General features: G+C 37.6%; 21 protein-coding genes. 7 read left to right on the forward strand and 14 right to left on the reverse strand.

The window, feature by feature from the left end; genetic code table 11:
- Nucleotides 1–71 precede the first annotated feature (71 nt).
- The 3 genes from R2Q70_RS00450 to ahcY all read right to left on the reverse strand — a co-directional run bounded on the left by R2Q70_RS00450 (nt 72) and on the right by ahcY (nt 5,025).
- Nucleotides 72–2,885 carry a TonB-dependent receptor gene (locus R2Q70_RS00450; protein ID WP_316805727.1) on the reverse strand — a complete coding sequence of 938 codons (2,814 nt, stop codon included), beginning with the start codon at nt 2,883–2,885 and terminating at the stop codon, nt 72–74.
- Between the two features lie 165 nt (nt 2,886–3,050).
- Nucleotides 3,051–3,386, reverse strand: coding sequence for a DUF6370 family protein (locus tag R2Q70_RS00455; protein ID WP_316805728.1), 336 nt, complete (start codon nt 3,384–3,386; stop codon nt 3,051–3,053).
- Nucleotides 3,387–3,708: 322 nt separating this feature from the next.
- On the reverse strand, nt 3,709–5,025 hold the full coding sequence (ahcY, locus tag R2Q70_RS00460; protein ID WP_316805729.1) for an adenosylhomocysteinase: 1,317 nt from the start codon (nt 5,023–5,025) through the stop codon (nt 3,709–3,711).
- A gap of 317 nt (nt 5,026–5,342) precedes the next feature.
- Between ahcY and R2Q70_RS00465 the strand changes: the two genes are divergently transcribed.
- Nucleotides 5,343–5,771, forward strand: a complete 429-nt coding sequence (locus R2Q70_RS00465) for a CBS domain-containing protein (RefSeq protein ID WP_316805730.1) — start codon at nt 5,343–5,345, stop codon at nt 5,769–5,771.
- Nucleotides 5,772–5,911: 140 nt separating this feature from the next.
- Here R2Q70_RS00465 and R2Q70_RS00470 read toward each other — a convergent pair whose 3' ends face one another.
- The 3 genes from R2Q70_RS00470 to R2Q70_RS00480 all read right to left on the reverse strand — a co-directional run bounded on the left by R2Q70_RS00470 (nt 5,912) and on the right by R2Q70_RS00480 (nt 9,842).
- A complete protein-coding gene (locus R2Q70_RS00470) occupies nt 5,912–7,360 on the reverse strand; it encodes a M20/M25/M40 family metallo-hydrolase (protein WP_316805731.1) in 1,449 nt (482 codons plus the stop codon).
- Between the two features lie 464 nt (nt 7,361–7,824).
- Nucleotides 7,825–8,871: a TerC family protein gene (locus R2Q70_RS00475; protein WP_316805732.1), complete on the reverse strand. Its 1,047-nt coding sequence runs from the start codon at nt 8,869–8,871 to the stop codon at nt 7,825–7,827.
- A complete protein-coding gene (locus R2Q70_RS00480; RefSeq protein ID WP_316806259.1) occupies nt 8,871–9,842 on the reverse strand; it encodes a polyprenyl synthetase family protein in 972 nt (323 codons plus the stop codon). Before R2Q70_RS00480 ends, R2Q70_RS00475 begins: the two co-directional genes overlap by 1 nt.
- A gap of 303 nt (nt 9,843–10,145) precedes the next feature.
- Between R2Q70_RS00480 and R2Q70_RS00485 the strand changes: the two genes are divergently transcribed.
- Together R2Q70_RS00485 and R2Q70_RS00490 are read left to right on the forward strand one after the other, a co-directional pair.
- Nucleotides 10,146–11,141 carry an alpha/beta hydrolase gene (locus R2Q70_RS00485; protein WP_316805733.1) on the forward strand — a complete coding sequence of 332 codons (996 nt, stop codon included), beginning with the start codon at nt 10,146–10,148 and terminating at the stop codon, nt 11,139–11,141.
- Nucleotides 11,142–11,693: a hypothetical protein gene (locus R2Q70_RS00490; RefSeq protein WP_316805734.1), complete on the forward strand. Its 552-nt coding sequence runs from the start codon at nt 11,142–11,144 to the stop codon at nt 11,691–11,693.
- Nucleotides 11,694–11,739: 46 nt separating this feature from the next.
- Here R2Q70_RS00490 and R2Q70_RS00495 read toward each other — a convergent pair whose 3' ends face one another.
- The 6 genes from R2Q70_RS00495 to R2Q70_RS00520 all read right to left on the reverse strand — a co-directional run bounded on the left by R2Q70_RS00495 (nt 11,740) and on the right by R2Q70_RS00520 (nt 21,213).
- On the reverse strand, nt 11,740–12,651 hold the full coding sequence (locus tag R2Q70_RS00495; protein ID WP_410478350.1) for a YpdA family putative bacillithiol disulfide reductase: 912 nt from the start codon (nt 12,649–12,651) through the stop codon (nt 11,740–11,742).
- Nucleotides 12,652–12,913: 262 nt separating this feature from the next.
- Entirely contained in the window at nt 12,914–14,326 is a 1,413-nt protein-coding gene (locus R2Q70_RS00500) for an MBL fold metallo-hydrolase (RefSeq protein WP_316805736.1), read from the reverse strand.
- A gap of 505 nt (nt 14,327–14,831) precedes the next feature.
- On the reverse strand, nt 14,832–15,851 hold the full coding sequence (locus R2Q70_RS00505; protein WP_316805737.1) for a type I asparaginase: 1,020 nt from the start codon (nt 15,849–15,851) through the stop codon (nt 14,832–14,834).
- Between the two features lie 528 nt (nt 15,852–16,379).
- Nucleotides 16,380–17,147, reverse strand: a complete 768-nt coding sequence (locus R2Q70_RS00510) for a TatD family hydrolase (RefSeq protein WP_316805738.1) — start codon at nt 17,145–17,147, stop codon at nt 16,380–16,382.
- A 66-nt stretch (nt 17,148–17,213) separates the two neighbouring features.
- Nucleotides 17,214–20,141, reverse strand: coding sequence for an excinuclease ABC subunit UvrA (gene uvrA, locus R2Q70_RS00515; RefSeq protein ID WP_316805739.1), 2,928 nt, complete (start codon nt 20,139–20,141; stop codon nt 17,214–17,216).
- Between the two features lie 112 nt (nt 20,142–20,253).
- Complete coding sequence (locus tag R2Q70_RS00520) at nt 20,254–21,213, reverse strand: hypothetical protein (protein WP_316805740.1); 960 nt, start codon at nt 21,211–21,213, stop codon at nt 20,254–20,256.
- Between the two features lie 274 nt (nt 21,214–21,487).
- Here R2Q70_RS00520 and R2Q70_RS00525 point away from each other — a divergent pair, with 274 nt between their 5' ends.
- The 4 genes from R2Q70_RS00525 to R2Q70_RS21865 all read left to right on the forward strand — a co-directional run bounded on the left by R2Q70_RS00525 (nt 21,488) and on the right by R2Q70_RS21865 (nt 22,658).
- Nucleotides 21,488–21,859, forward strand: coding sequence for a hypothetical protein (locus R2Q70_RS00525; protein ID WP_316805741.1), 372 nt, complete (start codon nt 21,488–21,490; stop codon nt 21,857–21,859).
- A 141-nt stretch (nt 21,860–22,000) separates the two neighbouring features.
- Nucleotides 22,001–22,249, forward strand: coding sequence for a DUF6364 family protein (locus R2Q70_RS00530; RefSeq protein WP_316805742.1), 249 nt, complete (start codon nt 22,001–22,003; stop codon nt 22,247–22,249).
- Between the two features lie 11 nt (nt 22,250–22,260).
- Complete coding sequence (locus R2Q70_RS00535; RefSeq protein WP_316805743.1) at nt 22,261–22,479, forward strand: PIN domain-containing protein; 219 nt, start codon at nt 22,261–22,263, stop codon at nt 22,477–22,479.
- Nucleotides 22,480–22,490: 11 nt separating this feature from the next.
- Complete coding sequence (locus R2Q70_RS21865; RefSeq protein WP_410478351.1) at nt 22,491–22,658, forward strand: hypothetical protein; 168 nt, start codon at nt 22,491–22,493, stop codon at nt 22,656–22,658.
- A gap of 41 nt (nt 22,659–22,699) precedes the next feature.
- On the opposite strand, the gene R2Q70_RS00540 is transcribed toward R2Q70_RS21865, so the two are convergent.
- Nucleotides 22,700–23,743, reverse strand: coding sequence for a ferredoxin--NADP reductase (locus R2Q70_RS00540; protein WP_316805744.1), 1,044 nt, complete (start codon nt 23,741–23,743; stop codon nt 22,700–22,702).
- 299 nt (nt 23,744–24,042) lie between these two features.
- Nucleotides 24,043–24,825, reverse strand: coding sequence for a lytic transglycosylase domain-containing protein (locus tag R2Q70_RS00545; protein ID WP_316805745.1), 783 nt, complete (start codon nt 24,823–24,825; stop codon nt 24,043–24,045).
- Nucleotides 24,826–24,947 lie beyond the last annotated feature (122 nt).

Genomic DNA, 24,947 nt, shown 5'->3' on the forward strand with positions numbered 1-24,947 from the left:
AAGCTCAGCATGACAAAAATTTCCGCGTATATCGGGTTTAGATGGCTAAGTCTTCCAGAAACAAACACCTATTAGTTCACCGTACTTCTCGGGTTACTTCTTTCGCTTTTAGCACCTACCTTGGTAATCTTATAGTTTAAAGAAACATAGAAATATCTCGTGATGGTATTAAATCGGATGTCCTCTATCCTACTCCCATTTACCGTTCGGTCAATGTTGGTATTCTGATTCAAAATATCAAATCCTTTCAGGGCTAAAGTGATTCTACGCTCCATAAAATATTGCTCCAAGCCAGTATTCAGCAAAAAAACATTATTATTAAATCCATCGGCCCTGCCTGCTGCTCCGTTATGATTCAATTCTGCATTAATCCTGGTGTTTTTGATAAACTCGTAGCTTAAACTTACACTGTTATAAAAATTGAAGTATTTATTATCAAGAGCACCTGGCTGCGAGTTATTTACTTTACTATATTGCACACCAAGATAAATTCCAGCATTTAATTTGTCATCAATATCATAGCTGAGATTAGCATTTGGACCAATATTATACCGTTTGGTAACATTTTTTTCATTATTGATAAATGAAGAATTGTGTGACATTGATAAATTCATACCATAGCCCATCCGCATCCCTTTCAATTTAGTTGGCTGGCCAAAAAATGTGCCTGCATTAATATAATAATTCCCATCAACATTTACAGGTTTCACAAACTGTACGCCATCAATATAGTTAATGTTATTCCCCACATCATCCAAAGCATAGTTAACCAAAAAGTAACCATTCCAGTATTTATTGTTATCAGCGCTGAAGGTATTAAAGTTAACAGACATGCGATGGCTTTTTCTAGCCTCCAGATCAGGATTACCTATACGTTGATAAAGCGGATTACTATTATTTTGAACGGGCTGTAAATCGTTTACCGATGGCAAATTCACGTTTGCATTATAGTTAAGCTGTAGTGTATGCTTATTTTTATTTCTAAAACTAATATTTAACCGCGGCAAAATGTTGTAATATTTCTTATCTATATTGTTGGTATTTATTCCTGTACTGCTAAATGTAGCAGCATCTAAACCTGTTTCCTGGAATCCTAAGCCGAAATTATAAGTCCACTCGGTGCGGTTATAAATCAATCCCAATCTGGCGGTTTGCGTCCATGTATGGTTTTCAAGCGTATTTGAAAAATCAGGAACTACAGCATCGTAAGTGTTAGTTAAAGGATTATAACTTAACGTCAATTGTTCAGCTTCTACTTTACCCTCATTACGGATGTAGGCAATATTGCTGTTCAGTTTTTTATCAATAATTGGCCTGATGTAATTGACTGCAACACTGTAATTCTGAGATTTATTTTCCTGTTCTGCCTGTTGATTCAAATCTGTAATATCAACTACACCACTACTGTAATTACTGATTAGTGATTTATTCAGCCAGTTTGAATTGAAAGTATTTTGCGATCCATTTAAACCAATAATGATAGATCCCTTTTTTAAACGCCGTGTTGCCGAAAGTTCTCCAAAAAATGAAGGGGTAGAATTCCGCTGATCCAGAAATTGGTTACCCTCATTAATTTTCCCTGATAGATCAAAAGCTGTATTAAAATTCCGGTTATTGATATTTGTTGTATAATTCAGGATAGCATTAGAGCGTAAAGTTATATCCGTTAACGAATCTGGATGATATTCTACCTTGAAATTAAAACGGTGCGCTTGATTATCAGAATTTCGATTTGAAATTTCATCGGTTCTCAGTACGTCATCCTGATTGATATCCTGCACATTTGAAAACCGGTTACCCAAACCTTTGCTAAAATAAGTGAAATAGCTGCTGCTCAAGGTCAGTTTATCTTTGTCACCCCAACTGTTGCTAAAATTCAATCCACCACTGTGTGTTGTTACTTCGCCAATGGCACTGTTGTCAAACACACCAGAACCACCAATGGTTGTACGACCATTATTTACATTAATAGAAAAGCCACCGCCTCCCGGTGGAGCAAAAAGATTACCAATATTTCCACCGGTAAAGCTGTTTAAATCTTCATATTGAAAACTGGCATTACTAACATTATTGCTCATCCCCAAAACCGCAAACTGCATCTTTTTGGTAAAATGATTGGCGCTCAAATAACCACTATAGCGATCAGTAGTTCCGCCTGATAAATTGGCATTACCAAACCAGCCATTCTTCTTATCTTCTTTTATGGTTAGATTCAACACCTTTTCCCGTTGACCATCATCAATGCCCGTTGCTTTAGCCTCTAAAGTTTTACTATCAATTAACTGCACCTTGGCAATCACCTCAGCAGGAAGATTTTTGGTAGCTGTTTTCGGATCCGTGCCAAAGAAATCTTTTCCATCAACAGTTAAGCGGGTTACCTTTTGCCCCTGAACCATAATACTGCCATCTTTAGCAATGGTTACACCTGGTAGTTTTTTTAATAAATCCTCAACTGCTGCATTGGGCTGTGTTTTATACGCGTCGGCATTAAATTCTACCGTATCTTTTTTAATGGTTGCAGATGCATATCGTCCAGCTACAGAAACGTCTTTTAGCGCAATGGCATCTTCTTTCATTTTTATGGTTCCTAAATCCAGGTTTTTTCCTTTGATGCTTACACTTTTCAGAATTGGATTATAACCCATTGCCGAGATTCTGATGGCATAATCTCCACTTGCCAAACCACTGAAAAAGAACAAGCCGGCTTTATCGCTTACCACACCCACTTTTTTTGTAGAATCGATTTTACCTGATAAGATTACACCAACATATTCCATCGGTTGGTTTGTCTTCTCGTCAATAATTTTTCCAGTAAGTTGCATACCCTCTTGTGCGAAGACTTTCGTAGATAAAATACACAGCAATATCAATAAATAGGTTCTCATATCTGAAATTTCGTTTTTGTTTGTCTGGATTTGAGTTGTTTTGCTCAATTCAACTATAAGACACAAGAAAAACTAAAGTGTGACAATGAAAAAGTATATTTTTTTTCGAAAAATAAAAAAGCCTCTCAAAATGAATTGAAAGGCTCATATTTATTGCTGCTTAATCTACTGTTGCAACAGTCTTATATCTTTAGCTTTAAATCGGTTGTTTACAATTTTACCCGAAACCTCTGCTTTACTTACGGCATTACAGAAGCCGTGTTTTCCATGCGCATCGCCAAAATCATCGATATTTTTACCATCAACAAAGTAAGCCTTACCATCAATTCTTATTGCTAAATCACAGCTTTTGCCCTTCATTTTAAACTGGCATTCGCCACAGGCGATATCTACAACCTGTTTTGTAATTTCCTGATCGGCCGCTGATTTTTTAGATGCAGTTTGTGCTTTGCCAGTAAATGCAAAAGCTGAAAAAAGCAAAATAATGGCGAGGTTTTTCATTCTATATTTTTTCTCAAATGTAGGTTTTGACTGGCAAAAGAACTTCAAGACTTTGTAAAATAAACTGATGGAAACGAACCTCACGAATTTCTTGGGATAAAGTGTATAGCTCCGAAGTATGACCTTTGGCACAGACTGAAATTGCCGAAGAATTACTGCGGCAACGTTTTCAAAATATTTTTGCCACGGAAACACCGCAAGCAAGGAAGTTTAAATCTTTCGACAGGGTGAAGATGACAATCAAAATAAAAAAGGGATATGCAAATTGCACATCCCTTTCGATATTTAGCCTCGGACTTCCGACATAGAACTTCCGACTTTTTTAGTAACGATATTCGTCTGATTTAAACGGACCTTCTACCGGTACGCCAATGTAATCAGCCTGGTGTTGATCTAAAACATCCAACTCTACACCGATTTTTTCTAAGTGTAAACGAGCAACTTTCTCATCTAAATACTTAGGTAAAACATAAACTTTGTTTTCGTATTTATCTGTGTTCGTCCAAAGCTCCAATTGTGCTAAGGTTTGGTTGGTGAATGAGTTACTCATTACAAAACTTGGGTGGCCAGTTGCACAACCTAAGTTTACCAAACGGCCTTCGGCTAATAAAATAATGTCTTTACCTTCAATGGTATATTTATCTACCTGTGGTTTAATTTCAACTTTAGTTGAACCATAGTTAGCGTTTAACCAGGCAACATCGATTTCGTTATCGAAGTGACCAATGTTACAAACGATCGCTTTATCTTTCATGGTTAAGAAATGCTCGCCACGAACGATATCACGGTTACCAGTTGTAGTTACGATAATATCTGCTTCTTTAACCGCAGTAGCGAACTTTTTAACTTCGTAACCTTCCATTGCAGCTTGTAAAGCACAAATTGGATCAATTTCAGTAACGATTACACGTACACCTTGTGAGCTTAAAGATTCTGCAGAACCTTTACCCACATCGCCATAACCGCAAACAACAGCAACTTTACCAGCCATCATTACATCAGTTGCACGACGAATGGCATCAACCAATGATTCACGGCATCCGTATTTGTTATCGAATTTAGATTTGGTTACAGAATCGTTAACGTTAATTGCAGGTAAGTGCAATGTTCCGTTTTTCATTCTTTCGTATAAACGGTGTACACCAGTAGTAGTTTCTTCTGATAAACCTTTAATTGCAGCAATTAACTCAGGATATTTATCGAAAACCATGTTCGTTAAATCACCACCATCATCCAAAATCATGTTTAATGGTTGTTGCTCCGGACCGAAGTGTAAAGTTTGTTCAATACACCAGTCGAACTCTTCTTCGCTTAGGCCTTTCCAAGCGTAAACCTGAATACCAGCGGCAGCAATAGCAGCAGCAGCATGATCTTGAGTGGAGAAAATATTACATGACGACCAGGTAACTTCAGCACCTAAAGCCACTAATGTTTCGATTAAAACAGCCGTTTGGATAGTCATGTGCAGACAACCTGCAATACGAGCACCTTTTAACGGTTGTGTTGGACCAAATTCTTTACGTAAACTCATTAAACCTGGCATTTCTGCTTCGGCTAATTCGATTTCTTTACGGCCCCAATCTGCCAGTGAAATGTCCTTAACTTTGTAAGGGATATAAGTTGTCTCTACTGATGACATATTTTATTTGTTTTAAATGTGCTGCAAAGTTACGGCATAGCTTTGTGAAAGCCAAATAATTAAATGACAGGCTGGTTTACAGAGTGTAAAATAGTAAGTGTAGATACTAGCATTTTTGAAAGGTATATTCAGCATTTCTTCGGTTGGTTCAATCCTGCAATTCACTGTAGCTCCGATAAAAAAACCGGAGGTGGCCATTTCTGTCGGCTTAAGTTTACAATACCTGCATCACTTCTGTAAAACCGAGTATCAACACACCACAAGCTTTGATTTTTAGCTTATTATTTATTAAATTCAGTTAACCAAATAAACCAATTATGAAAACTGTTAAACACTTGTTAGATACCAAGCAGGCAAGAATTATCGCAGTGCCTGAAACCATCTCTGTTTTGGATGCCTTGAAAGTAATGACTGATAAAAACATCAGTGCTGTACTGGTAATGAAGGACGAAAGGCTTTCGGGAATTTTTACTGAACGTGATTATGCCAGGAAAATCATTCTTCAGGGCAAGTCGTCGAAAGATACATTAATAAACGAAGTGATGACGCCAAATCCGATCACCATCACCTTAAGCGATTCGATTGATTATTGTATGGAATTGATGACCGAGAAACACATTCGCCATTTGCCTATTGTAGTGAATGAAGAAGTAAGAGGGATGTTATCGATCGGCGATATGGTGAAGTTTATAATTGCTGATCAGAAACAAACAATTTCCCAGCTGGAAAGCTATATAAGTGGGTAGGGATTAAGTGGAAAGTTTAAAGTAGAAAGTTAAAAGTAAAAAGTTAAAAACCCGTCATTTCGATAAACAAAGTCTAAAAAAGATTTCACTGCTTCAGTCGAAATGACGGGTTAAATGAGGTAAGGTATTTTAATGTAAAACTATTTCCAACGCCATTCGCCGGCAATGGTTAACGGCTCTTTTAAATTTTGCGATTCCAAAAAGATCTTTAATTCTTCTTCATTTTGCACACCTACCGGAATTTTTGGTGTGTTGGCCAAAGCGTAAGTAAGCATGGCGCTATAACGAACGGTATTTTTTAAGCCTTGTTCATCAACCAATTTAAATGAATCTCCATCTGAGTGATAAAACGGGCCAGAGTTATTTGGCAATTTACCCCCGGCTCCCCCACCTGTGGGGATACCTTCTAACATGAAAGGCTGATGATCGCTATGCAAACCTGCCCCAGCGTTAAATAAATTCTTAAATCCGGTGTCTATTTTTACAATATCGGCACCCCAGGCGGTAAACAATTCTTTCATTTCAGCTCTCGAAGTAGAAAAACCTTTCGGATCATTGGTCATGTCGTAATTTAGCATAAACTTCACCTGATCTAGATTTTTATCCTTTTTAGCCTGATTGATATAGGCTTTAGAACCTAACAAACCCTGCTCCTCGCCCATGAATAACACAAACTCAACAGTGCGTTTAGTTTTCAAATTCAATTTTTTGAAAGTTCGGGCCATGTCCATCACTGCAAATGAACCGATTCCATTATCAATTGCTCCTGTAGATAAATCCCAGCTATCTAAATGGCCACCGACAACGATTTTATCTTTAGGCAATTCAGCTCCTTTAAAGGTAGCTACCACATTTCTGGCTTTAATTAAGCCCGAAAAATTAGTCATGGCGATATGTGCCATTTGCACCTGACTTTTCAATCTTTCTTTAAGCGCCATTCCATCTTCCAAACCGATACAAACTGCTGGGATTGGAATCAGCTTACCTGTAACCGACGCTGTTCCGGTTAACAATACACCATTTTTTACCGTATTGATGATGATTACACCAATTGCACCGTATTTGGTCGCAATAGCTGTTTTTTCTGAGCGGTGCAGTGATTTTGTCCCAGCTGCTGAGCCAGGCAAAACGCCCAAATAGATTAAAGCAATTTTGCCTTTAAATTTTGCAGGATTGGCTTGATAATCAACCTCCAATCCGTTGCCGGCATCAACGATATCGCCGGTGATGTTTGCGCTAACTGGTGAGTGTGCAAGTGTAACTGCTTTTATTTTGGTTAAACTATTTTGATCGGTGCCAATTTCCACATCAACTGTTTTTCTTGCCCAGCTTTCCACTTCAAATGGTTGAAACTTTACCTCACAGCCATAAGATTTAAGCAAATCATAAGCATACTGTTCTGCCTTTACACCATTTGCTGATCCTGTTAAACGGTGACCGATGGTTTCGGTTTCATGTTTAAGCGTTTGATAGGCTTTGGAATGCTGCTGAACATCAGCATTAATTTTGGAGAAAACATTGCCAAATTGATCTTGCGCATTAGCGAAAAGCACAAAGCAAATAAGTGCGATGGAAAAGAAGTATTTCATGGGTTTTGGTTACTGAATTAATTGCTGAAAATACAAAAATTACATTGAGCAATTAAGCTGTAACGTTTATTTTGCTTTGCGATGTATAGATATTCCCACAGATTTAAGGTGATAGCCGCCGATTTAATAATTCAAATTCCCCGAAAACTTGCATTATCTGCGAGAGAAATTCAAAGCGACCGAAGTACAACCAGCTTAAGTTTATAAACGTGATTGTAGTGGAAATACTTTTTGTTTGCAGAAACTTTAATTACCTGTTATGCTGAGGTACGAAGCATCTGCAGCCGATGAAACAGATGCTTCGTGCCTCAGCATGACAGCCATTGAGCAAAAAGATTGAAACGAAAAGCAGGACGAACATTAAAATAAATTACTGTTTTTGCTTTCCAAATCCTTTCATAAAAAGAATTAACAAAAAACCACAAGCCAAGATGTTCTTACCTGTTTTAAGTGCTTAAAATCCTTTATTGATGCGCTACTTTTTTCGGAAAAACAAGTGATGCGACAATACTAATGACCAAAATACTTAAGATCACAATCAGCGAATGCTCTGTTGTGAAACCAATTTTTTCGAGATAAGTATGCCCCAACATTTTCACACCGATAAACGCCAATAAAACGGCAAGGCCTGTTTTTAAGTAATGGAATTTGTGAATAATATTTACCAGTAAAAAGAACATGGAACGTAAGCCCATGATGGCGAAAATATTGGAGAAAAATACAATGTATGGATCTTTTGTTACCGCAAAGATGGCAGGAATGGAATCGACTGCGAAAAGCAAATCGGTAAATTCTACAATTAATAAAACCAGAAACAACGGCGTTACATACCTTTTATGGTTGATGGTTACGAAGAAATTTTTGCCCTCATATTTTGGATGAATTGAAAATATTTTCGAAGCCCACTTCACCACCGGGTGGTTTTCAGGATCGATTTTTTCTTCTTCTTTACTGAAAAACATTTTTACTCCTGTAAAAACAAGGAAAGCACCGAAGATGTAAAGAATCCAGGCAAATTTTGCAATTAGGGCCGCACCAACAAAAATGAAAATGAAACGCATAATGATAGCGCCCAAAATACCCCAGAACAATACACGGTGGTAATATTTCTCTTCAACAGCAAAGGCAGAGAAAATAAGTACGATCACAAAGATATTATCTACCGAAAGCGCATATTCAATGACATAACCTGTTAAAAACTCCAGGCCTAAATTCTGTCGGTATACCGCCAAACTGGCCTCAAAGTCATCAGGAATAAGTTTGATGTGATGCTGGTGGTTGGTTACGATTTCTTGCAGGTGGGCAAAATCTCTTATTCCATGCAGTTGGTGGCCTTCGGTAAGTAGCAGGAAGTAAAAACCGAGTGCAAGTCCGATCATGATCACACTCATAATACCAGCTTGCTTTAAGCTAATTACATGTTCTTTTTTACTAAAAAGGCCTAAATCTAAGGCCAAAATAAGTACAATAAATAAAAGGAAACCTAAACTGAAGAGTAATTCGCTGCTCATTATTTTTTACGTTCGGTAGTATAAAGTACTAATTGTTCAAGACCGGTTCTTGCCTCTCCGGCCTCAAATTGATGCAAAATATCAAATGCGGCGTTCTGGTACTCCAGCATTTTCTGGTTGGCATAATAAACGCCTTGTTGTGCATTTACAAAATCAATAATCTGCTGAATCTTAACCGGATCATCCTGATGATTTTTAACCAGGTTGATGATCTTTTTCCGTTCAGGTTTTTCTGCCTTATTCAACGCATAAATTAAAGGTAAGGTTACTTTCTTTTCTTTAATGTCTATACCTAAGGGCTTACCCACATCATCTGTTCCGAAATCAAAAGTATCATCCTTAATTTGAAAGGCGATACCCACTTTCTCTCCGAACAGGCGCATCTGTTCAATGGTTTCATCACTGGCTCCGGCCGATGCCGCACCCGCAGCACAACAAGAAGCAATTAATGAAGCTGTTTTCTGGCGGATCACATCAAAATATAAATCCTCAGAAATATCCATTTTACGTACCTTTTCTACTTGCAGCAGCTCGCCCTCACTCATCTGTTTCACGGCCTCAGATACTATCTGTAACAATCGATGTTCGTTATTGTTTACCGAAAGCAATAAACCTTTAGCCAATAAATAATCGCCTACCAAAACAGCAATTTTATTTTTCCATAACGCATTGATGGAGAAAAACCCACGACGTTCGTAGGCATTGTCTACCACATCATCATGCACCAGGGTTGCGGTATGCAAAAGCTCTACCAATGCTGCCCCACGATGGGTAGATTCGGTAATTCCACCGCACAATTTCGCAGCAAAGAATACGAACATTGGCCGCATTTGCTTGCCCTTTTGCTTTACAATATAATGGGTAATCCTATCCAGCAATGGCGCATCGCTGTGCATAGATTCTTTAAAGGTTTTTTCAAACGCTTTAATATCGGCTGCTATAGGTTTTTTTATCTGATCGATTCCCGGCATTAAGTCGAAAAATTTTGACTGCAAACTTAACTTAATTTCCCATAAAAAGGTAATGCTTAATGTCATTATTAGGGTTTTGGAAATGAAAGGAAGCAATCCCTATTTCTGCAGTCCTGCTCTTCGCTTTATACCCGTGTAAGTCAGTGCCGATTGTTTGGCAAAGAATCGGGTATGCCCGCTTCTATCAGGTTTAGTAACAATGTTTGCTGCAAGTAAAAACCCCTCAAATTCAAAACCGCAATGCAGAAATATTCTTTTTTATATCATTCAAAAGTTTACATTTAAAGCAGGTTTGTTTTTAAAATGAAAAAGCGTTACAAAGTCTTAATTGGAATTTCTGCATTACTAGTTGTGAGTTATTTCCTTGGTCCGAAACCAAAAAAACCATTATACGATGCAGCGTTAGTAAAAGTTCCTGATTTACAAGATTTGGATGGTTATGTACAAAATATTGAAAGTTTAAACAAAATTAAACCAGAAAACGAAGCAGAAATTATTTGGGCCGACCCAATACTTAAGCAACAAACAGAATATGCGGTAGTTTATTTACATGGTTTCTCTGCATCAAAAACCGAAGGAAATCCAATCCATCAGAATCTGGCAAAAGCACTCCACGCCAATTTGTATTTAGCCCGATTGGCTGATCATGGTGTGGATACCATTGCCCCGATGCAATTTTTTACTGCCGACCGATTGTGGGAAAGCAGTAAACTGGCTTATGCCATTGGTAAAAAGTTGGGTAAAAAGGTAATTCTGGTAGGTACATCAACAGGAGGCACTGCGGCTTTGAAATTAGCCGCCACATATCCGGAAATTAATAGCTTAATCCTGCTTTCTCCAAATGTAGCCATTAATGATAAAAACGCCTGGCTGTTAAACGATCCATGGGGTTTGCAAATTGCCCGTACCGTTTTAGGCAGTGACGAACGAAAAGTTGATGGCAGAACCGAAGAATATAAAAAATACTGGTATACCAATTACCGCATTGAATCATTGGTAGAATTGCAGGAATTTGTAGAAAGCACCATGCAGAAATCTGTTTTCGAAAAAGTGAAACAACCTGTTTTAATGCTCTATTATTATAAAAATGAATTGGAGCAAGATCCGGTTGTTCGTGTTGATGCCATGCTAAAGATGTTCGATGAATTAGGCACTCCGGAAGATTTAAAAAGAAAAATAGCCATTCCAAATGCAGGAAACCACGTTTTAGGTTCATACATTACTTCAAAAGATTTACCCAGTGTAGAAACTGCCATTGATAATTTTGTCGGCAATGTTTTAAAAGTTCCTGTATTATAAATGATGACTAAAGTTAAACCGCTATTAATTGAATTTGGCTGGCTCCTGTTGTCGGCGTTTATTACTGCATTAATACTTGCATTAATGTTTGGAAAAGAGGCCTTCCAACAAAACCTCAGTATCAACCTTCATGATACTTATTTTGTTACCCCTTCAATACCAGTATACATTACGTTATTCATTATTGTTGGTTTTTTAATCTATTACATTAAAGAGTTTCGAATAAAATTCAGCAGAAAAACACAAAATTTAATAACCATAATTTTGGGGCTGTTATTTATTGTTGCACTTACCCGCATTGGCCAAGCTGTTTCATCATTTAAAGTAATGGAAGCAGCTTTCAATATGCAAAATCAAAATGAATCAACCGCCAAGGGTTGGAAAGTGAACCCGCCCTTACCAAATTTAAAAAAACCAGCGCCTGAAAGCACTGTGTCACTTTATACGATCCTGGAATATTTGGGGATACTTATTCAGGTGATTATAGCGTCATTGCTAATCAAACTGGGTTACGGTTGGGGTAAGTGGCAAAGAGATAAATCTGTACTTTGAATGCGTATTTAAAATCCCTACTAATTTTGTCAGCCTGATTGTATCATTATCCTACAATATTTTTTACGATCATCTCCGCATGTACTCTGGAATTTTCAATGAAAAGCTTATGCGTATCTAACCCACCGCATACTACGCCCGCCAAATACAAACCTTTTACATTTGTTTCCATCGTTTCTTCGTTATAAACCGGACATAAACTTTCCGGCAAATCTATTCCGAACTTCCTCAGCATTGAAAAATCTGGCTGGTAACCTGTCATGGCTATCACAAAATCATTTGGAATGGTTTTAATTCCTTCAGGCGTTTGAATATCAACCTCGCCTTCTCGGATTTCGAGTAACTGAGAATGGAAATGAGCGGTAATTGCACCTTCTTTAATTCTATTCTCTATATCAGGCCGCACCCAATATTTTACATGTGGACCTAATTCTTCACTACGTATAAGCATGGTAACATTTGCGCCTTTACGATAAGTTTCCAAAGCTGCATCCACACCGGAGTTATTTGCGCCCACTACCAGCACATTTTGAAAGGCATATAAATGCGGATCTTTATAATAATGTGTAACTTTTGGCAAATCCTCACCCGGAACATTCATTAATAATGGAACATCATAAAAACCGGTTGCTACGATTACATTTCCACTGGTATAATTTGCTTTTGCAGTTTCTACTTCGAAAATATCAGACTCGTTCTTCTTAACTTCGATTACCCGCTCAAAAAGATTGATATTCAAATCAAATTTTTCGGCCACCCGGCGATAATACTCAACTGCTTCATTACGATTTGGCTTCGGACTAATTGTAACAAAAGGCACACCACCAATTTCCAGTTTTTGGGAGGTAGAGAAGAAAGTCATGAAAACAGGATAGTTGAATAAGCTGTTTACCAAAGCGCCCTTTTCTATAATGAGATAGCTTAGATTGGCTTTTTTTGCTTCGATTGCACAAGCCATCCCGATCGGACCAGCGCCAATAATGATGATATCGTAATGATGGGATTTTCTCAATTTTGCTTATTTAAGTGATAATAGAGATTGGGTAATTGGGAATAGATTAAGTTTGTATTATATGGAAATTGCGGATTTGGAATTAGAAGATAGAAATTATAGAATAGGTGATAGACCTGATCTTCTAATCAGCGCATCAAATGAAATATATTCATTTCCAATATGCGTTTTCTATTTTCTATTCCCCATTTTCTATTTCTATTTCAAACTAAACCTTCATCGCCTTACTCGGGCAGGCAAAATCAGTTCTTTTTAAACCTGTATTTTTAATAGCGCCATAACCTCCGGCAACATCAATCACATTTTCTACCCCACGAGATTTTAAAATCGAGGCTGCAATCATTGATCGGTAACCACCTGCACAATGAATGTAATAAGTTGCTTTTGGATCGATTTCTCCCATCCAGTCATCAATAAAATCTAATGGTCTGCTTAAGGTAAATTCCAAATGTTCTGATTCATATTCGCCTGGTTTGCGAACATCCAGGGCAGTGATTGCATTTTCCTGAACAGCTTGCTCAAAAGCGTCAGCAGAAATGGTGTCAATGGTATCAATTTCCTTTCCAGCATCCGTCCAGCGTTGAAAGCCTCCATCCAAATAACCAATGGTATGATCGTAACCGACCCTGGTCAACCGGGTAATGCTTTCTTGTTCCTTGCCTTCATCTGTAATTAACAGGATTGGTTGTTGCAAATCAGTAATCAGGGCTCCTACCCATGGTGCAAACTGCCCGTTTAAGCCAATATTGATGGAATTTGGGATAAATCCTTTTGCAAAAAGCTGGGGATCTCGTGTATCAAGCAGAATCGCTCCCGTTTGGTTTGCAGTATCTTCAAAAGCCTGAGGCGTTAAAGCATTCAACCCTTTTTCGTAAACATCATCAATACTATCCACGCCGCCTTTATTCATGGCGGCATTTTTAGCAAAATACTGTGGCGGCGGCATGATACCATCCGTTACTTCAGCAATAAATTGTTCTTTGGTTTGTGCTTTTAGTGCATAATTTACTTGCTTTTGATGCCCTAAGGTATCAAAAGTTTCTTTACTCATGCTCTTTCCACAAGCAGATCCTGCACCATGAGCCGGGTAAACAATTACATCATCTGCCAAAGGTTTTATTTTCTCATTCAAGGAATCGTAAAGCATTCCTGCTAAATCTTCCATGGTTAAATTTCCTTTTTGGGCTAAATCCGGTCTGCCCACATCACCTATAAAAAGTGTATCGCCACTGAAAATGCAATGGTCTTTTCCATTTTCATCAGTTAGTAAATACGTTGTTGATTCCAGTGTATGTCCGGGCGTGTGCAACGCAGTGATGGTAAGATTGCCTATTTTGAACTGCTCTTTATCTTTGGCAATGTGCGATTCAAATTCGGTTTTCGCTGTTGGACCATAGATTATCGTCGCACCCGATTTTTCCGCCAGATCTACATGGCCAGAAACGAAATCGGCATGAAAATGTGTTTCAAAAATATATTTGATTGTTGCGCCAGCTTTTTCAGCTTTCTTTAAATAAGTACCAACTTCTCTAAGTGGATCTATGATCGCTGCTTCTCCATTACTTTCGATATAATAAGCAGCTTCTGCTAAACAACCAGTATAAATTTGTTCTATTTTCATATTTTAGATTTGAGAATCGAGATTTGAGATCTGAGAACCTTAACCCTATACCTTTTACTTTTAAACACAAAAATAGCGCTAATTAATAAAAACCGAAATGATTGTAGTCATAATTGCATAAGTTTTACTTATTAATACACGGTAACAATCCTTTTAATTTTCTGAAAACTATCGTTTCAATAATATGGCTCCAGCAGTCCCGCCATTCACTACAATCTTTTAATAAATGGCTGCAGCAAGTTATTAGCGTGTTTTATTCCATCGCCGTTGAGAACGTGGTAATTAGAAGTTGGTACTAATTAAAAGGATTTACGTTACTGTCTGGTTTATTGCCGAACGGTTGTTTAGCTATGCGTAGAAAGCAGTTTCTGTGTGATTAAACCTGATAGCAGTGAAATCCTTTTTTGTTGTAAAATCAATCAGGTTAGTGCTGCCATTCAGAAAAAGATTGAACGTATAGCAGGAAGAACGTTAAAAAATGCTACTGCAATTGCTTTCCGAAAAATTAATCCTTTGTTAATTCTCCACGAAGCGATTCATCCATCAACTTACGACTTTGTTCTAAAGGCAGGTTGAGTCCTAAAACATACATTAACTTAGTAACCGCAGCCTCAAAAGTTACATCGTAGCCACTAATAATCCCCATTTTTAACAGCTCGCGACTGGTTTCATAGCGCCCTAATTGAACTGAACCTTTTTTACATTGAGAGATATCAAGAATAATTTTACCACTTAATATCGCCTGGCGAAGACTATCTAAGAACCATTGGGCAGTTGTGGTGTTGCCAGATCCGAAAGTTTCTAAAATAATGGCATCAACTTTTGAATCTGTGATCGCTGAAACCGCTTGCGGAGTAATTCCCGGATACAATTTCAAAACCCCAATGTTTGAATTGAAATTGGTATGCAGGGTTAACTCGCCTTCAGGCGCTTTCATTACATAGTTGGTATTAAACTGTAAATGCACACCTGCTTCGGCCAATACCGGATAGTTTGGCGATCTAAAAGCTTCAAATTTTTCGCTATTGTATTTAATAGACCGGTTTCCCCTGAATAATTGAGCATCAAAATATATACAAACCTCAGGAAACAGTGATTTACCATTTTCTTTTGTTGCGGCAATTTCCAAAGCGGTAATTAAATTCTCTTTTGCATCTGTTCTGATTTCGCCGATTGGCAACTGCGAACCTGTTAAAACTACGGCTTTACCTAAATTCTCCAACATAAAACTTAATGCTGAGGCCGTAAAGGCCATGGTATCGGAGCCATGAAGAATAACGAAACCATCATATTGATCATAATGGTCGCGGATTAACTCGGCTAAGGTTTTCCAAATTTCAGGATCCATGTTTGATGAATCCAGAACCGGATTGAAAGAATGAACATCCAACTCATAATCTAAACGGCTTAATTCCGGAACATTTTGTTTAATCTGCTCAAAGTCAAAAGGAATTAACATTCCATTGCTGGGGTCGTTAACCATACCGATGGTGCCACCGGTATAAATTATAAGGATCTTGGTCATTTGGTTGGTTGGTTGCTCAACGCAAAGAAAGCAAAAAAATATAAATGATTTGGGATAATTTTAATATTGATAATTATTTAACATACCAAGACGCTTAAATTATGAAATTGATAATATAGAGAGCAAAAAAACGAAACAGTGATTATAACTGTTAAGCAAACGCATATAAATTGTTAATATCTATTCAATAGATCTGATCCCGAGAATTCGGGACAGCAGGATGAAATGGGTCAGGTTGAGCTATATTTGTGAACAATACACATGAACAACTAACACGAACGGTCGTCATCCTGAATTTATTTCAGGATCTTAATAACCTATTAAAAAACTGATCCGGAGAATTCGAGACAGCAGGGCGAAGTGGGTCAGACTGAGCTATCTGTATGAACAACTAACACGAACGGTCGTCATCCTGAATTTATTTCAGGATCTTAATAACCTATCAAAAAAACTGATCCCGAAGCTTCGGGACAGCAGAACGAGGCAATTATTGAAAATCTGCTTCATCCGCGAGAAAACCACAATAACTTAAACCCCAAATACTTTTTTGGAATTTTCAGTAGTTACATCCGCTATTTCTTCTACCGAAACACCATAAATCTCTGCTAGTTTTTGTGCGATATAAATAAGGTAACTACTTTCGTTTGGCTTACCACGAAAAGGAACAGGCGCTAAATAAGGTGAATCAGTTTCCAGAACGAGTTTATCAAGGGGAATATCTGATAAAACTAAATCTAATCCGGCTTTCTTATAAGTAACTACTCCACCAATACCTAAATAAAAATTCAGGTCGATCGCTTGCTTGGCTTGAGCCAAATTTCCGGTGAAGCAATGAAATATACCTCTAAGTTTTTCATCACGTTCGCTTTCCAATACTTCAAATACTTCATCGAAAGCCTCACGACAATGAATGACGATAGGCAAACCCAAATCTTTTGCCCAGGCAATTTGCTTACGAAAAGCATCTTGCTGAATGGCTAAAGTGGTTTTATCCCAGTATAAATCAATTCCTATTTCGCCGATAGCATAAATTTTTCTAGCGGAAATGCTTTTGTAAATTTCATCTAATAGAGCAAGATAATCTTCTTTCACATCGCAGGGATGAAGTCCGGCCATTGCAAAACAATTCTCCGGATACTTAGCTACCAGCTCATCAATCATTGCAATCGATTTCACATCAACATTAGGCAAAAACAACCGGTTAACATCGTTCTCAAAACAACGTTCCATTAATTGTGCTTGCTTTTCGGCATCTTGCTCGTAATATAAATGGGTGTGGGTATCGGTAAAAATCATTTTTGATGATGTATGATGTGAAATGCAAATTTTTCGACTGCCGTCATTGCTAACAATGACGATAGTCTAATCTTTCTGTTTAACTTTTTTGGTGACTTTTGCTTTTTTGACTTCGGACTTTGGATTATCAACTACTGACTGATTGGCCAATTCCCAATCCATTTCCTTCTTCAAAAACTTTCCTGTTAAGCTAATTGGATTCTGAATTAATCCTTCAGGTGTGCCTTCAAAAAGAATTCTTCCGCCTCCGGCTCCGCCCTCTTCACCTAAATCGATTACCCAGTCTGCAACCTTAACCACATCCAAGTTATGTTCAATTACTAAAATTGTATTGCCTTTTTCAACAAGCTCTTGTAATACACCCAACAGCACATTAATATCCTCAAAGTGCAATCCGGTTGTTGGCTCATCTAAAATATAGAAAGTTTTACCAGTATCTTTTTTCGATAGTTCAGTCGCAAGTTTAACTCTTTGCGCCTCTCCACCTGAAAGGGTAACTGATGATTGACCTAAGGTGATATAACCCAAACCAACATCTTTAAGCGTTTTGATTTTTCTATAAATAATCGGAATATTTTCAAAGAAAACACAAGCATCCTCAATACTCATATCCAATACATCGCTGATGGATTTTCCACGGAAACGAACTTCCAGCGTTTCACGGTTATATCTTCTGCCGCCGCATTCTTCACAGGGCACCTGAACATCAGGCAAGAAATTCATTTCGATCACTTTCAAACCCGCACCCTGACAGGTTTCGCATCTTCCACCTTTTACATTGAAAGAAAAACGACCAGGTTTGTAGCCACGAATTTTTGCCTCTGGCAACTGCACAAACAAGTTTCTGATATCAGAGAAAACACCGGTATAAGTTGATGGATTAGATCGTGGCGTTCTTCCGATTGGTGCCTGATCAATTTCAATTACTTTATCTATCTCTTTTAATCCTGTTATTTTTTCGTAAGGGAGTGGTGTTTTCTTCGCCCTGAAAAAGTGATGATTTAAAATCGGATATAAGGTCTCGGTAATTAAACTCGATTTACCTGAACCCGAAACGCCTGTTACTGCAATAAACTTACCCAGAGGAAAATCGATTGAAACTTCCTTTAAATTATGTCCTGTAGCTTTTGTAATGGATAATTTATGGCCATTACCTTTTCTGCGAACTTTTGGCGTTTCGATTTTTTTATCACCATTCAAATAGGCAGCTGTCAAAGTTTTCGATTTCAGAATATCTTTCGCCGTTCCTTCGGCAACAACAGTTCCGCCGTGGATACCTGCTCCAGGACCGACATCAATTACCCAATCGGCCTCCAAAATCATGTCTTTATCATGCTCCACAACCAGTACGGTATTGCCTAAATCACGAAGATTTTTCAAAGCATTGATCAATCTTTCGTTATCGCGTTGGTGCAAACCAATACTTGGCTCATCCAAAATGTACATCACATTCATTAACTGCGAACCAATTTGTGTAGCCAGGCGGATGCGTTGTGCCTCACCACCTGAGAGTGTACGGGCAGTACGATCTAGTGTTAAATAAGTTAAACCTACATCGGTTAAGAAACCAATTCTGGCTTTTATCTCTTTTAAAATTTCTTTTGCAATGATGTTTTGGCGATCAGAAAGGCGATCATCAACATGCTCAAACCAGGCATGAAGATTATTGATATCCATTGAGGCAAGATCAAAAATATTCTTACCATCAACTTTGAAGTGTAAACTTTCTTTTTTTAAACGGGCTCCATGGCACTCCGGACAAGTTTTCAGTTTACGGAAAGCATCCATATCATCAGATGCTGATTCGCTTCGCTTTTCATTCTGCTCTTCGAGCATTTTGATGATACCATCAAACGTAATGTTGTAATTCTGAACGTTCCATTTATTGTACTCTACCTCAACCTTGATTAAATCAGGAGAGCCATTCAAAATGATATTGATTACTTCATCACTTAGCTTTTCAATCGGAGTTGATAGCGAGAAAGCATATTTCTTCGCCAAAGATTTTAACACCTGAAACATCCAGGTATCGCGGTATTCACCAAGTGGCGCCAATCCACCATTTAGAATATTCAATTTAGGATTCGGCATAACCGATTCCTTATCTACCACAAAAATATAACCCAAACCATCACAACGTTCGCAAGCGCCATAAGGCGAGTTAAACGAAAAGCTGTTTGGTTGAGGTTCATCATAAGAAATCCCCGTTGTTGGGCACATTAAAAACTTACTGAAATGCGCAACATTGTTATCTTTATCACTGATTTTAATTACGCCCTTACCCATTTTCATGGCCGTTTGAACGGAATCCAAAAGGCGTTTTTTATCCTTTCCATCAACAATTAAGCGATCAATCACCACTTCAATATCGTGGATTTTATAACGATCGACCTGCATTTTGGCCGTGATATCTTTGATTTCTCCATCAACACGAACTTTTACATAACCTTGCTTACGGATTTGCTCAAAAAGTTCACGATAATGCCCTTTTCTACCTTTTACCACCGGCGCCAGGATATTTACCGCTAACCCATCAAACTTGTTAAAAATATTCTGCAAAATCTGATCTTCGCTCATGCGCTCCATCTTCTCACCCGTATTATACGAGTAGGCATCGGCCACGCGGGCATAAAGCAAACGCATGAAATCGTAAATCTCGGTGATGGTACCAACCGTAGAGCGAGGGTTTTTGCTGGTGGTTTTTTGCTCAATGGCAATAACCGGACTTAAACCCGAAACCTTATCTACATCAGGGCGTTCCATGCCACCCATAAACTGCCGGCTATAAGCGCTAAATGTTTCCATGTAGCGACGCTGCCCTTCAGCATAAATGGTATCAAAAGCCAATGATGATTTCCCGCTACCACTTAAACCAGTGATTACAACCAATTGGTTGCGAGGAAAACTGACATCAATATTTTTTAAATTATGTACCCTCGCACCGTATACTTCTACATCTTTTTGCTCGCCGAGGTCGATAGATTTATTGCTCATATTTTATTAAAAAGTTGGGTGGAAATCAGGCCTTTGAATAGATCAAATTTCAATCCGCAAAAATGCTAAAAATTTTATCAAAAAGAAAGTCTAAACCAATCTGTATTAAGGATTAATTGTCATAATGTCGACTTCGATTTCTAAGGAAACCAGATGACAAACCAAAACGCAAATAGCCATAACGATCCTGAAAATAAATGTTGTAATTATCTTCACCATAATATCCAACCGCAGCCATTAAAAACACATTATTCATAAATGGGAAACTGTAGTTAAAGTTGATTTCAGCATTTAAACGCTTCTGAAGATTCGCTAAATTCTTCGCAGGAATTTTATTTACTGCATAGGAAACCTCTGTATTTAAACGCCAGGTTTCTTTTTCGGTTTTAACTTTCGGCTTGCTTCTGGCATTTCGTTCAATTTGATCGTATTTACGAAGTGAAAAATTGTAAAGCACCCTCGTAAAGCCAAAACCCAGATCTAATGCAGGCTCATATCTAAAAAACTTATACCATTGTAATCCTAAGCGGTGATTAAAGGAGTAAAAACTTTCGTTAATGCTGGTGGGTGTGCGGTGACCAAAACGATAAGATGCCGTAAGATAATTCGCATTGAAATTGCCTGTTAATGTATTTACCGAGCCATCTTGATTGAGCGCCTCCTGATCTTGCCCATTAGAATGATGCGTAAAAGCCAGTTCAGCATATTTGTAATTTTCTGGACTCTTATTTAAACGGGCATAGGCTGCAAAACCCAAACGATAGCTTGGTGTACGAACCCCGGCAGAAAACTCATCCCTCACCCTAACTGTAAAATCGGGAATAATCGAAAATGCAACTGGAGATTTGTAACTGCCCAACAACATATAAGTAGTAGTCAAGCGACCATTGATTACATATTTTGATGGCGCACCCAATTCTCCATAAGGCGATGTATAGGCAAAATCTGAATTTTCTTTATATAGATTTACGTATTGTTTATTGGCATATTCTCTTTTGATGATGAGGGAATCTTGAGCGAATAGTTGAAGACTAAATAATGTTATAATAAGAGAAAGCCGCATTTTCATCATAGCAAATAAACGTTGCAAGATGGTGCTTGGTTTTGTAGATTAGCAAAATATACAAACGCTCACCATTAACCTTTATCATGTGCCATTAATTCATCTTGTTTTCGTGCTATTCAAGATTTCTATCTTAAGTGCCATATATACAACAACCCTTTATTTCTTACTAAGGTTCATTGTTAATAAGAACAAATTTGTTAATCGATTATTTTCCTCTATAAATAAAGCCCTTGCTTGGTTTATGAGTTGGGCAATGATTTCGGTTATTTTATTCACTTTTATGTTCAGTTATTACGGAAGCCACGGACTCGGTGATAGTTATAGAATTCCGATTTCGCATCATAATGAGTTGAGAGCGATCGATTCTCATGCTTATATTTTTATAGATGATGAAAGCAATACCTATAACATAGATAAGTTTGTTTTGACTGACGATTTCGTTTATGGTACATTAGATAAATTCTCAAAGGATAAAAAGACTTCTTATTTTGTTTTTGATCTGAAATCAAAAGGAATCAAAACGTTCGAGAATGAAAGCTCATACAACCATTACCTCACTTCAAAAGGGCTAGATCAAGATACCGAGCGCAAAGAATTCAATTATTATTACAATCAATACTGGAACGGCTGGAGATTTTTACTACTACCATAAAAATCAAAAGACACTCTACCATCCAATAGTCGTTCCGTTTTCTGTAGGATGCCCGGTACAAATTAATCGCGAAAACTACTTTTTGGTTCTCACAAAATATTTACGTTCAAATTTTATATATTTGTACGTACAAGAAATAATATGGATACTAAACTCACATTAAAGCTAGATCAGGAAATCATTGAAAAGGCTAAAAACTACGCATCTAAGCAAAAATTAAGCTTATCTAGATTAGTTGAAAATTATTTCAACTCTTTAACTTCAGGCGAGCTAAACAATGGATTGGAAATTTCTCCTTTTGTTAAAAGTCTTTCGTCAGGCATTCAAATTCCAGCGGATTTAGATTATAAAAAAGAGCGTAACGATTACTTAGATCAAAAATACAAATGACTAAAATTTTCTTGGATACTAATGTAATACTAGACTTGCTAGGACAACGAATTCCATTTTACGATGCCATTGCTAAAGTGGCTACCCTAGCCGATCAAAAGAAAATCACATTAGTTGCCTCCCCGCTCTCTTTTACAACTGTTGAATATGTTTTAAATAAATTCGAATCTTCAGCATCTGTTTTAAGTAAACTCAGAAAATTTAAAATCATTGGAGGATTTGTAGTGTAGACGAAGAAATAATCGAAAAAGGATTAAATTCAAATTTCAAAGATTTTGAAGATGCAGTTCAATATTTCGCCGCTTTGCAGGCTGAATGCTCGATCATTATTACGCGGAATGGAAAGGATTTTAAACAATCCATCATTCCGATTATGACTGCTGATGAATATATTAGTCAAATGCTGTAACAGTTGAAATTTTAAGACGAACAAAGCATCGACATCATATCCTACCATTCAATCGTTGTTCCGTTTTCTGTAGGCCGCCCTGTACAAACCAATACCCTTCCCTTTTCAATCTCATCATCTGTTAGCACTTCATTATAATCCATCCTTACATTACCTTTGGTACAGTTGGCTACGCAAGTACTGCAAACGCCACCTCGACAACTGTAAGGAAGTTTAATTTTATTTTCAAGCGCCACATCTAGAATGCGTTTCGGCCATGGAATATCAAGATTGTAACTTGTACCGTGAAAATTTAAAATAACAGAATAGGTATTTTTATCAACCACTTTTTCTGAGCTGTCATCTTCATCAACTTCATCTTCAGGCAAAACAAATGTTTCCCTTTTAATTTGTTGAATATCGAAGCCCATACCAAGTAAAGTAATTCTACATAAATCCATGTAAATTATCGGACCGCAGGTATAAAACAAGGCGCTTTCTCTTTCGAAATGCAAATGTTCTTTGAGCAACTTCTCTATGTAAAATTTATTTAAACGGGCAGTCATGAGGTTTTTACTATTGCTAAAAACCCAGATGATTTTTAATCTTTCAGGATATTTTCGGTGCCATTCGTTCAGTTCATCGTAAAATAGCGCTTCCTCTTTTGATCGGTTACTATATATTAAGGTAACCAATGAGTTTTTCTCGCGAACCAGTGCTGTTTTTAAAATTGAGAAAAGCGGAGTGATGCCTACTCCTGCTGCAAAAAGAAAAAGATCTCTTTCTAAATGTTCATCCGGAAGATAACTGAAAAGTCCTTGTGGTTCCTGCGCTATCAACACATCGTTTACCGACGTTTTATGGTGCAGAAATCTGGAGATTTCCCCATTTTCCACTCTTTTTACTGTAATGGCTAAAGGTTCGTTTACATCCGGAGAACTGTTAAAAGAATACGAGCGGCGTACTTCACGGTTTTTGCCTTCAAAAATTAATGAAATAAACTGTCCTGCCAAGTAACTAGGATAATTGCCATCAATATCTTCAAATTGAAAAGTAATATTATCGCCGGGCTGATTTATGATTTTATTGATGCGCAGTTTGAACATAGTGAAGAATAAAGATCAAAGATAAAGGAACAATGATGAGGAACAAATAGAGAAAAAAGTCGGGAGTCCGAAGTCAGGAGTCGGGAGTCTGAAGTCTGAAGTCCGGATTCTAGAGTCTGGAGATGAAAAGTTTAAAAGAAAAGCTGGATGACTAAAGCCAAAAGCCACAAAAAATGTTTGGTTAAATACATTAAATCAGTGTAATCCCTTAATCAAGGTAAACAGCTTGAAAATAAAAAAAGCGTCCCGTTATAAAATCGGGACGCCTTACCAAATGCTTTGTTTTTACCTTAATTATGTTATTCGCCGTTGTAGGCCAATAATACACGCTCTTTTTTGTATCCGTAACGTTTCGGATGTTCCATAATCTGTTTCATAGAAATTACTTTATAAACGTAGCCACCGGTTTCGCGGTTTAACCTCATTTTGTAATAATTATCCTGATTTTGATTATTGATTTGCTTACGCAAGCGACCATCGCCCACGTTATAAGCTGCAGCTACAAGGGTCCAGCTTTCTAAGCCTCTATACATTTCTTTAATGTATTTGCAGGCTGCGATGGTTGATTTTCGCAAATTATAGCGTTCATCAACTTTACCATTTACCCTTAAGCCGTAAGTACGGGCTGTACCTGGCATAAATTGCCAAATTCCTGCTGCACCTTTAGGCGAAACCCCCATTGCCGTTCCTGATTCAACTAATGCCAAATACTTGAAATCGTTTGGAATTCCGTAAGCTTCAAGAATGGGTTCGATAACAGGAAACCATTTTGCTGCTTTTTGATGCAATACATTTGTTTGCATACTCTGGAAAGTGTGTGCGGCAAGAATTTTTTTCATTTTTCTCTCTACCTTGTTATCGCCCAATGGCAAGGTTTCATCCGCGAAATTTAACTGAGCCATTAAGGATTGAGGCTTCTTTACCTCCTCAACTTTTACGCTATCAGTTGTTGTTATTGTAGTGTTTAATTTTGCTTCTTTTAAAAGACTTTTTGGTACTAAGGGCATTTGGTAAGTGAACACTTTTGCCAAAAGAAATAGTGTTGCCACTACCGCAAATGGTACGCTGTGTTTCTTTAACATCTTCCTCCTTTTTTTGGTGAACTTATATAAAAACGTCGGCAAAGCTAAAAAATAATAAGCACATTATCAAATAGTTACACGAAAACCACAAAAAATTAGCCCTTAAAGTGCTTTAAACGTGG

Origin of the sequence: Pedobacter agri (assembly GCF_032678665.1) — a bacterium.
Lineage (GTDB): Bacteria > Bacteroidota > Bacteroidia > Sphingobacteriales > Sphingobacteriaceae > Pedobacter > Pedobacter agri_A.

Coding starts and splice junctions, on each gene's coding strand:
- R2Q70_RS00450 (WP_316805727.1), bottom strand. CDS start 2,885: ATGAGAACCTATTTATTGATATTGCTGTGTATTTTATCTACGAAAGTC.
- R2Q70_RS00510 (WP_316805738.1), bottom strand. CDS start 17,147: ATGATTTTTACCGATACCCACACCCATTTATATTACGAGCAAGATGCC.
- R2Q70_RS00500 (WP_316805736.1), bottom strand. CDS start 14,326: ATGAAAATAGAACAAATTTATACTGGTTGTTTAGCAGAAGCTGCTTAT.
- R2Q70_RS00505 (WP_316805737.1), bottom strand. CDS start 15,851: ATGACCAAGATCCTTATAATTTATACCGGTGGCACCATCGGTATGGTT.
- R2Q70_RS00475 (WP_316805732.1), bottom strand. CDS start 8,871: ATGAGCAGCGAATTACTCTTCAGTTTAGGTTTCCTTTTATTTATTGTA.
- R2Q70_RS00465 (WP_316805730.1), top strand. CDS start 5,343: ATGAAAACTGTTAAACACTTGTTAGATACCAAGCAGGCAAGAATTATC.
- R2Q70_RS00490 (WP_316805734.1), top strand. CDS start 11,142: ATGATGACTAAAGTTAAACCGCTATTAATTGAATTTGGCTGGCTCCTG.
- R2Q70_RS00545 (WP_316805745.1), bottom strand. CDS start 24,825: ATGTTAAAGAAACACAGCGTACCATTTGCGGTAGTGGCAACACTATTT.
- R2Q70_RS00470 (WP_316805731.1), bottom strand. CDS start 7,360: ATGAAATACTTCTTTTCCATCGCACTTATTTGCTTTGTGCTTTTCGCT.
- R2Q70_RS00480 (WP_316806259.1), bottom strand. CDS start 9,842: ATGCCGGGAATCGATCAGATAAAAAAACCTATAGCAGCCGATATTAAA.
- R2Q70_RS00455 (WP_316805728.1), bottom strand. CDS start 3,386: ATGAAAAACCTCGCCATTATTTTGCTTTTTTCAGCTTTTGCATTTACT.
- R2Q70_RS00525 (WP_316805741.1), top strand. CDS start 21,488: ATGTTCAGTTATTACGGAAGCCACGGACTCGGTGATAGTTATAGAATT.
- ahcY (WP_316805729.1), bottom strand. CDS start 5,025: ATGTCATCAGTAGAGACAACTTATATCCCTTACAAAGTTAAGGACATT.
- R2Q70_RS00540 (WP_316805744.1), bottom strand. CDS start 23,743: ATGTTCAAACTGCGCATCAATAAAATCATAAATCAGCCCGGCGATAAT.
- R2Q70_RS00530 (WP_316805742.1), top strand. CDS start 22,001: ATGGATACTAAACTCACATTAAAGCTAGATCAGGAAATCATTGAAAAG.
- uvrA (WP_316805739.1), bottom strand. CDS start 20,141: ATGAGCAATAAATCTATCGACCTCGGCGAGCAAAAAGATGTAGAAGTA.
- R2Q70_RS00495 (WP_410478350.1), bottom strand. CDS start 12,651: ATGGCTTGTGCAATCGAAGCAAAAAAAGCCAATCTAAGCTATCTCATT.
- R2Q70_RS00485 (WP_316805733.1), top strand. CDS start 10,146: ATGAAAAAGCGTTACAAAGTCTTAATTGGAATTTCTGCATTACTAGTT.
- R2Q70_RS00520 (WP_316805740.1), bottom strand. CDS start 21,213: ATGATGAAAATGCGGCTTTCTCTTATTATAACATTATTTAGTCTTCAA.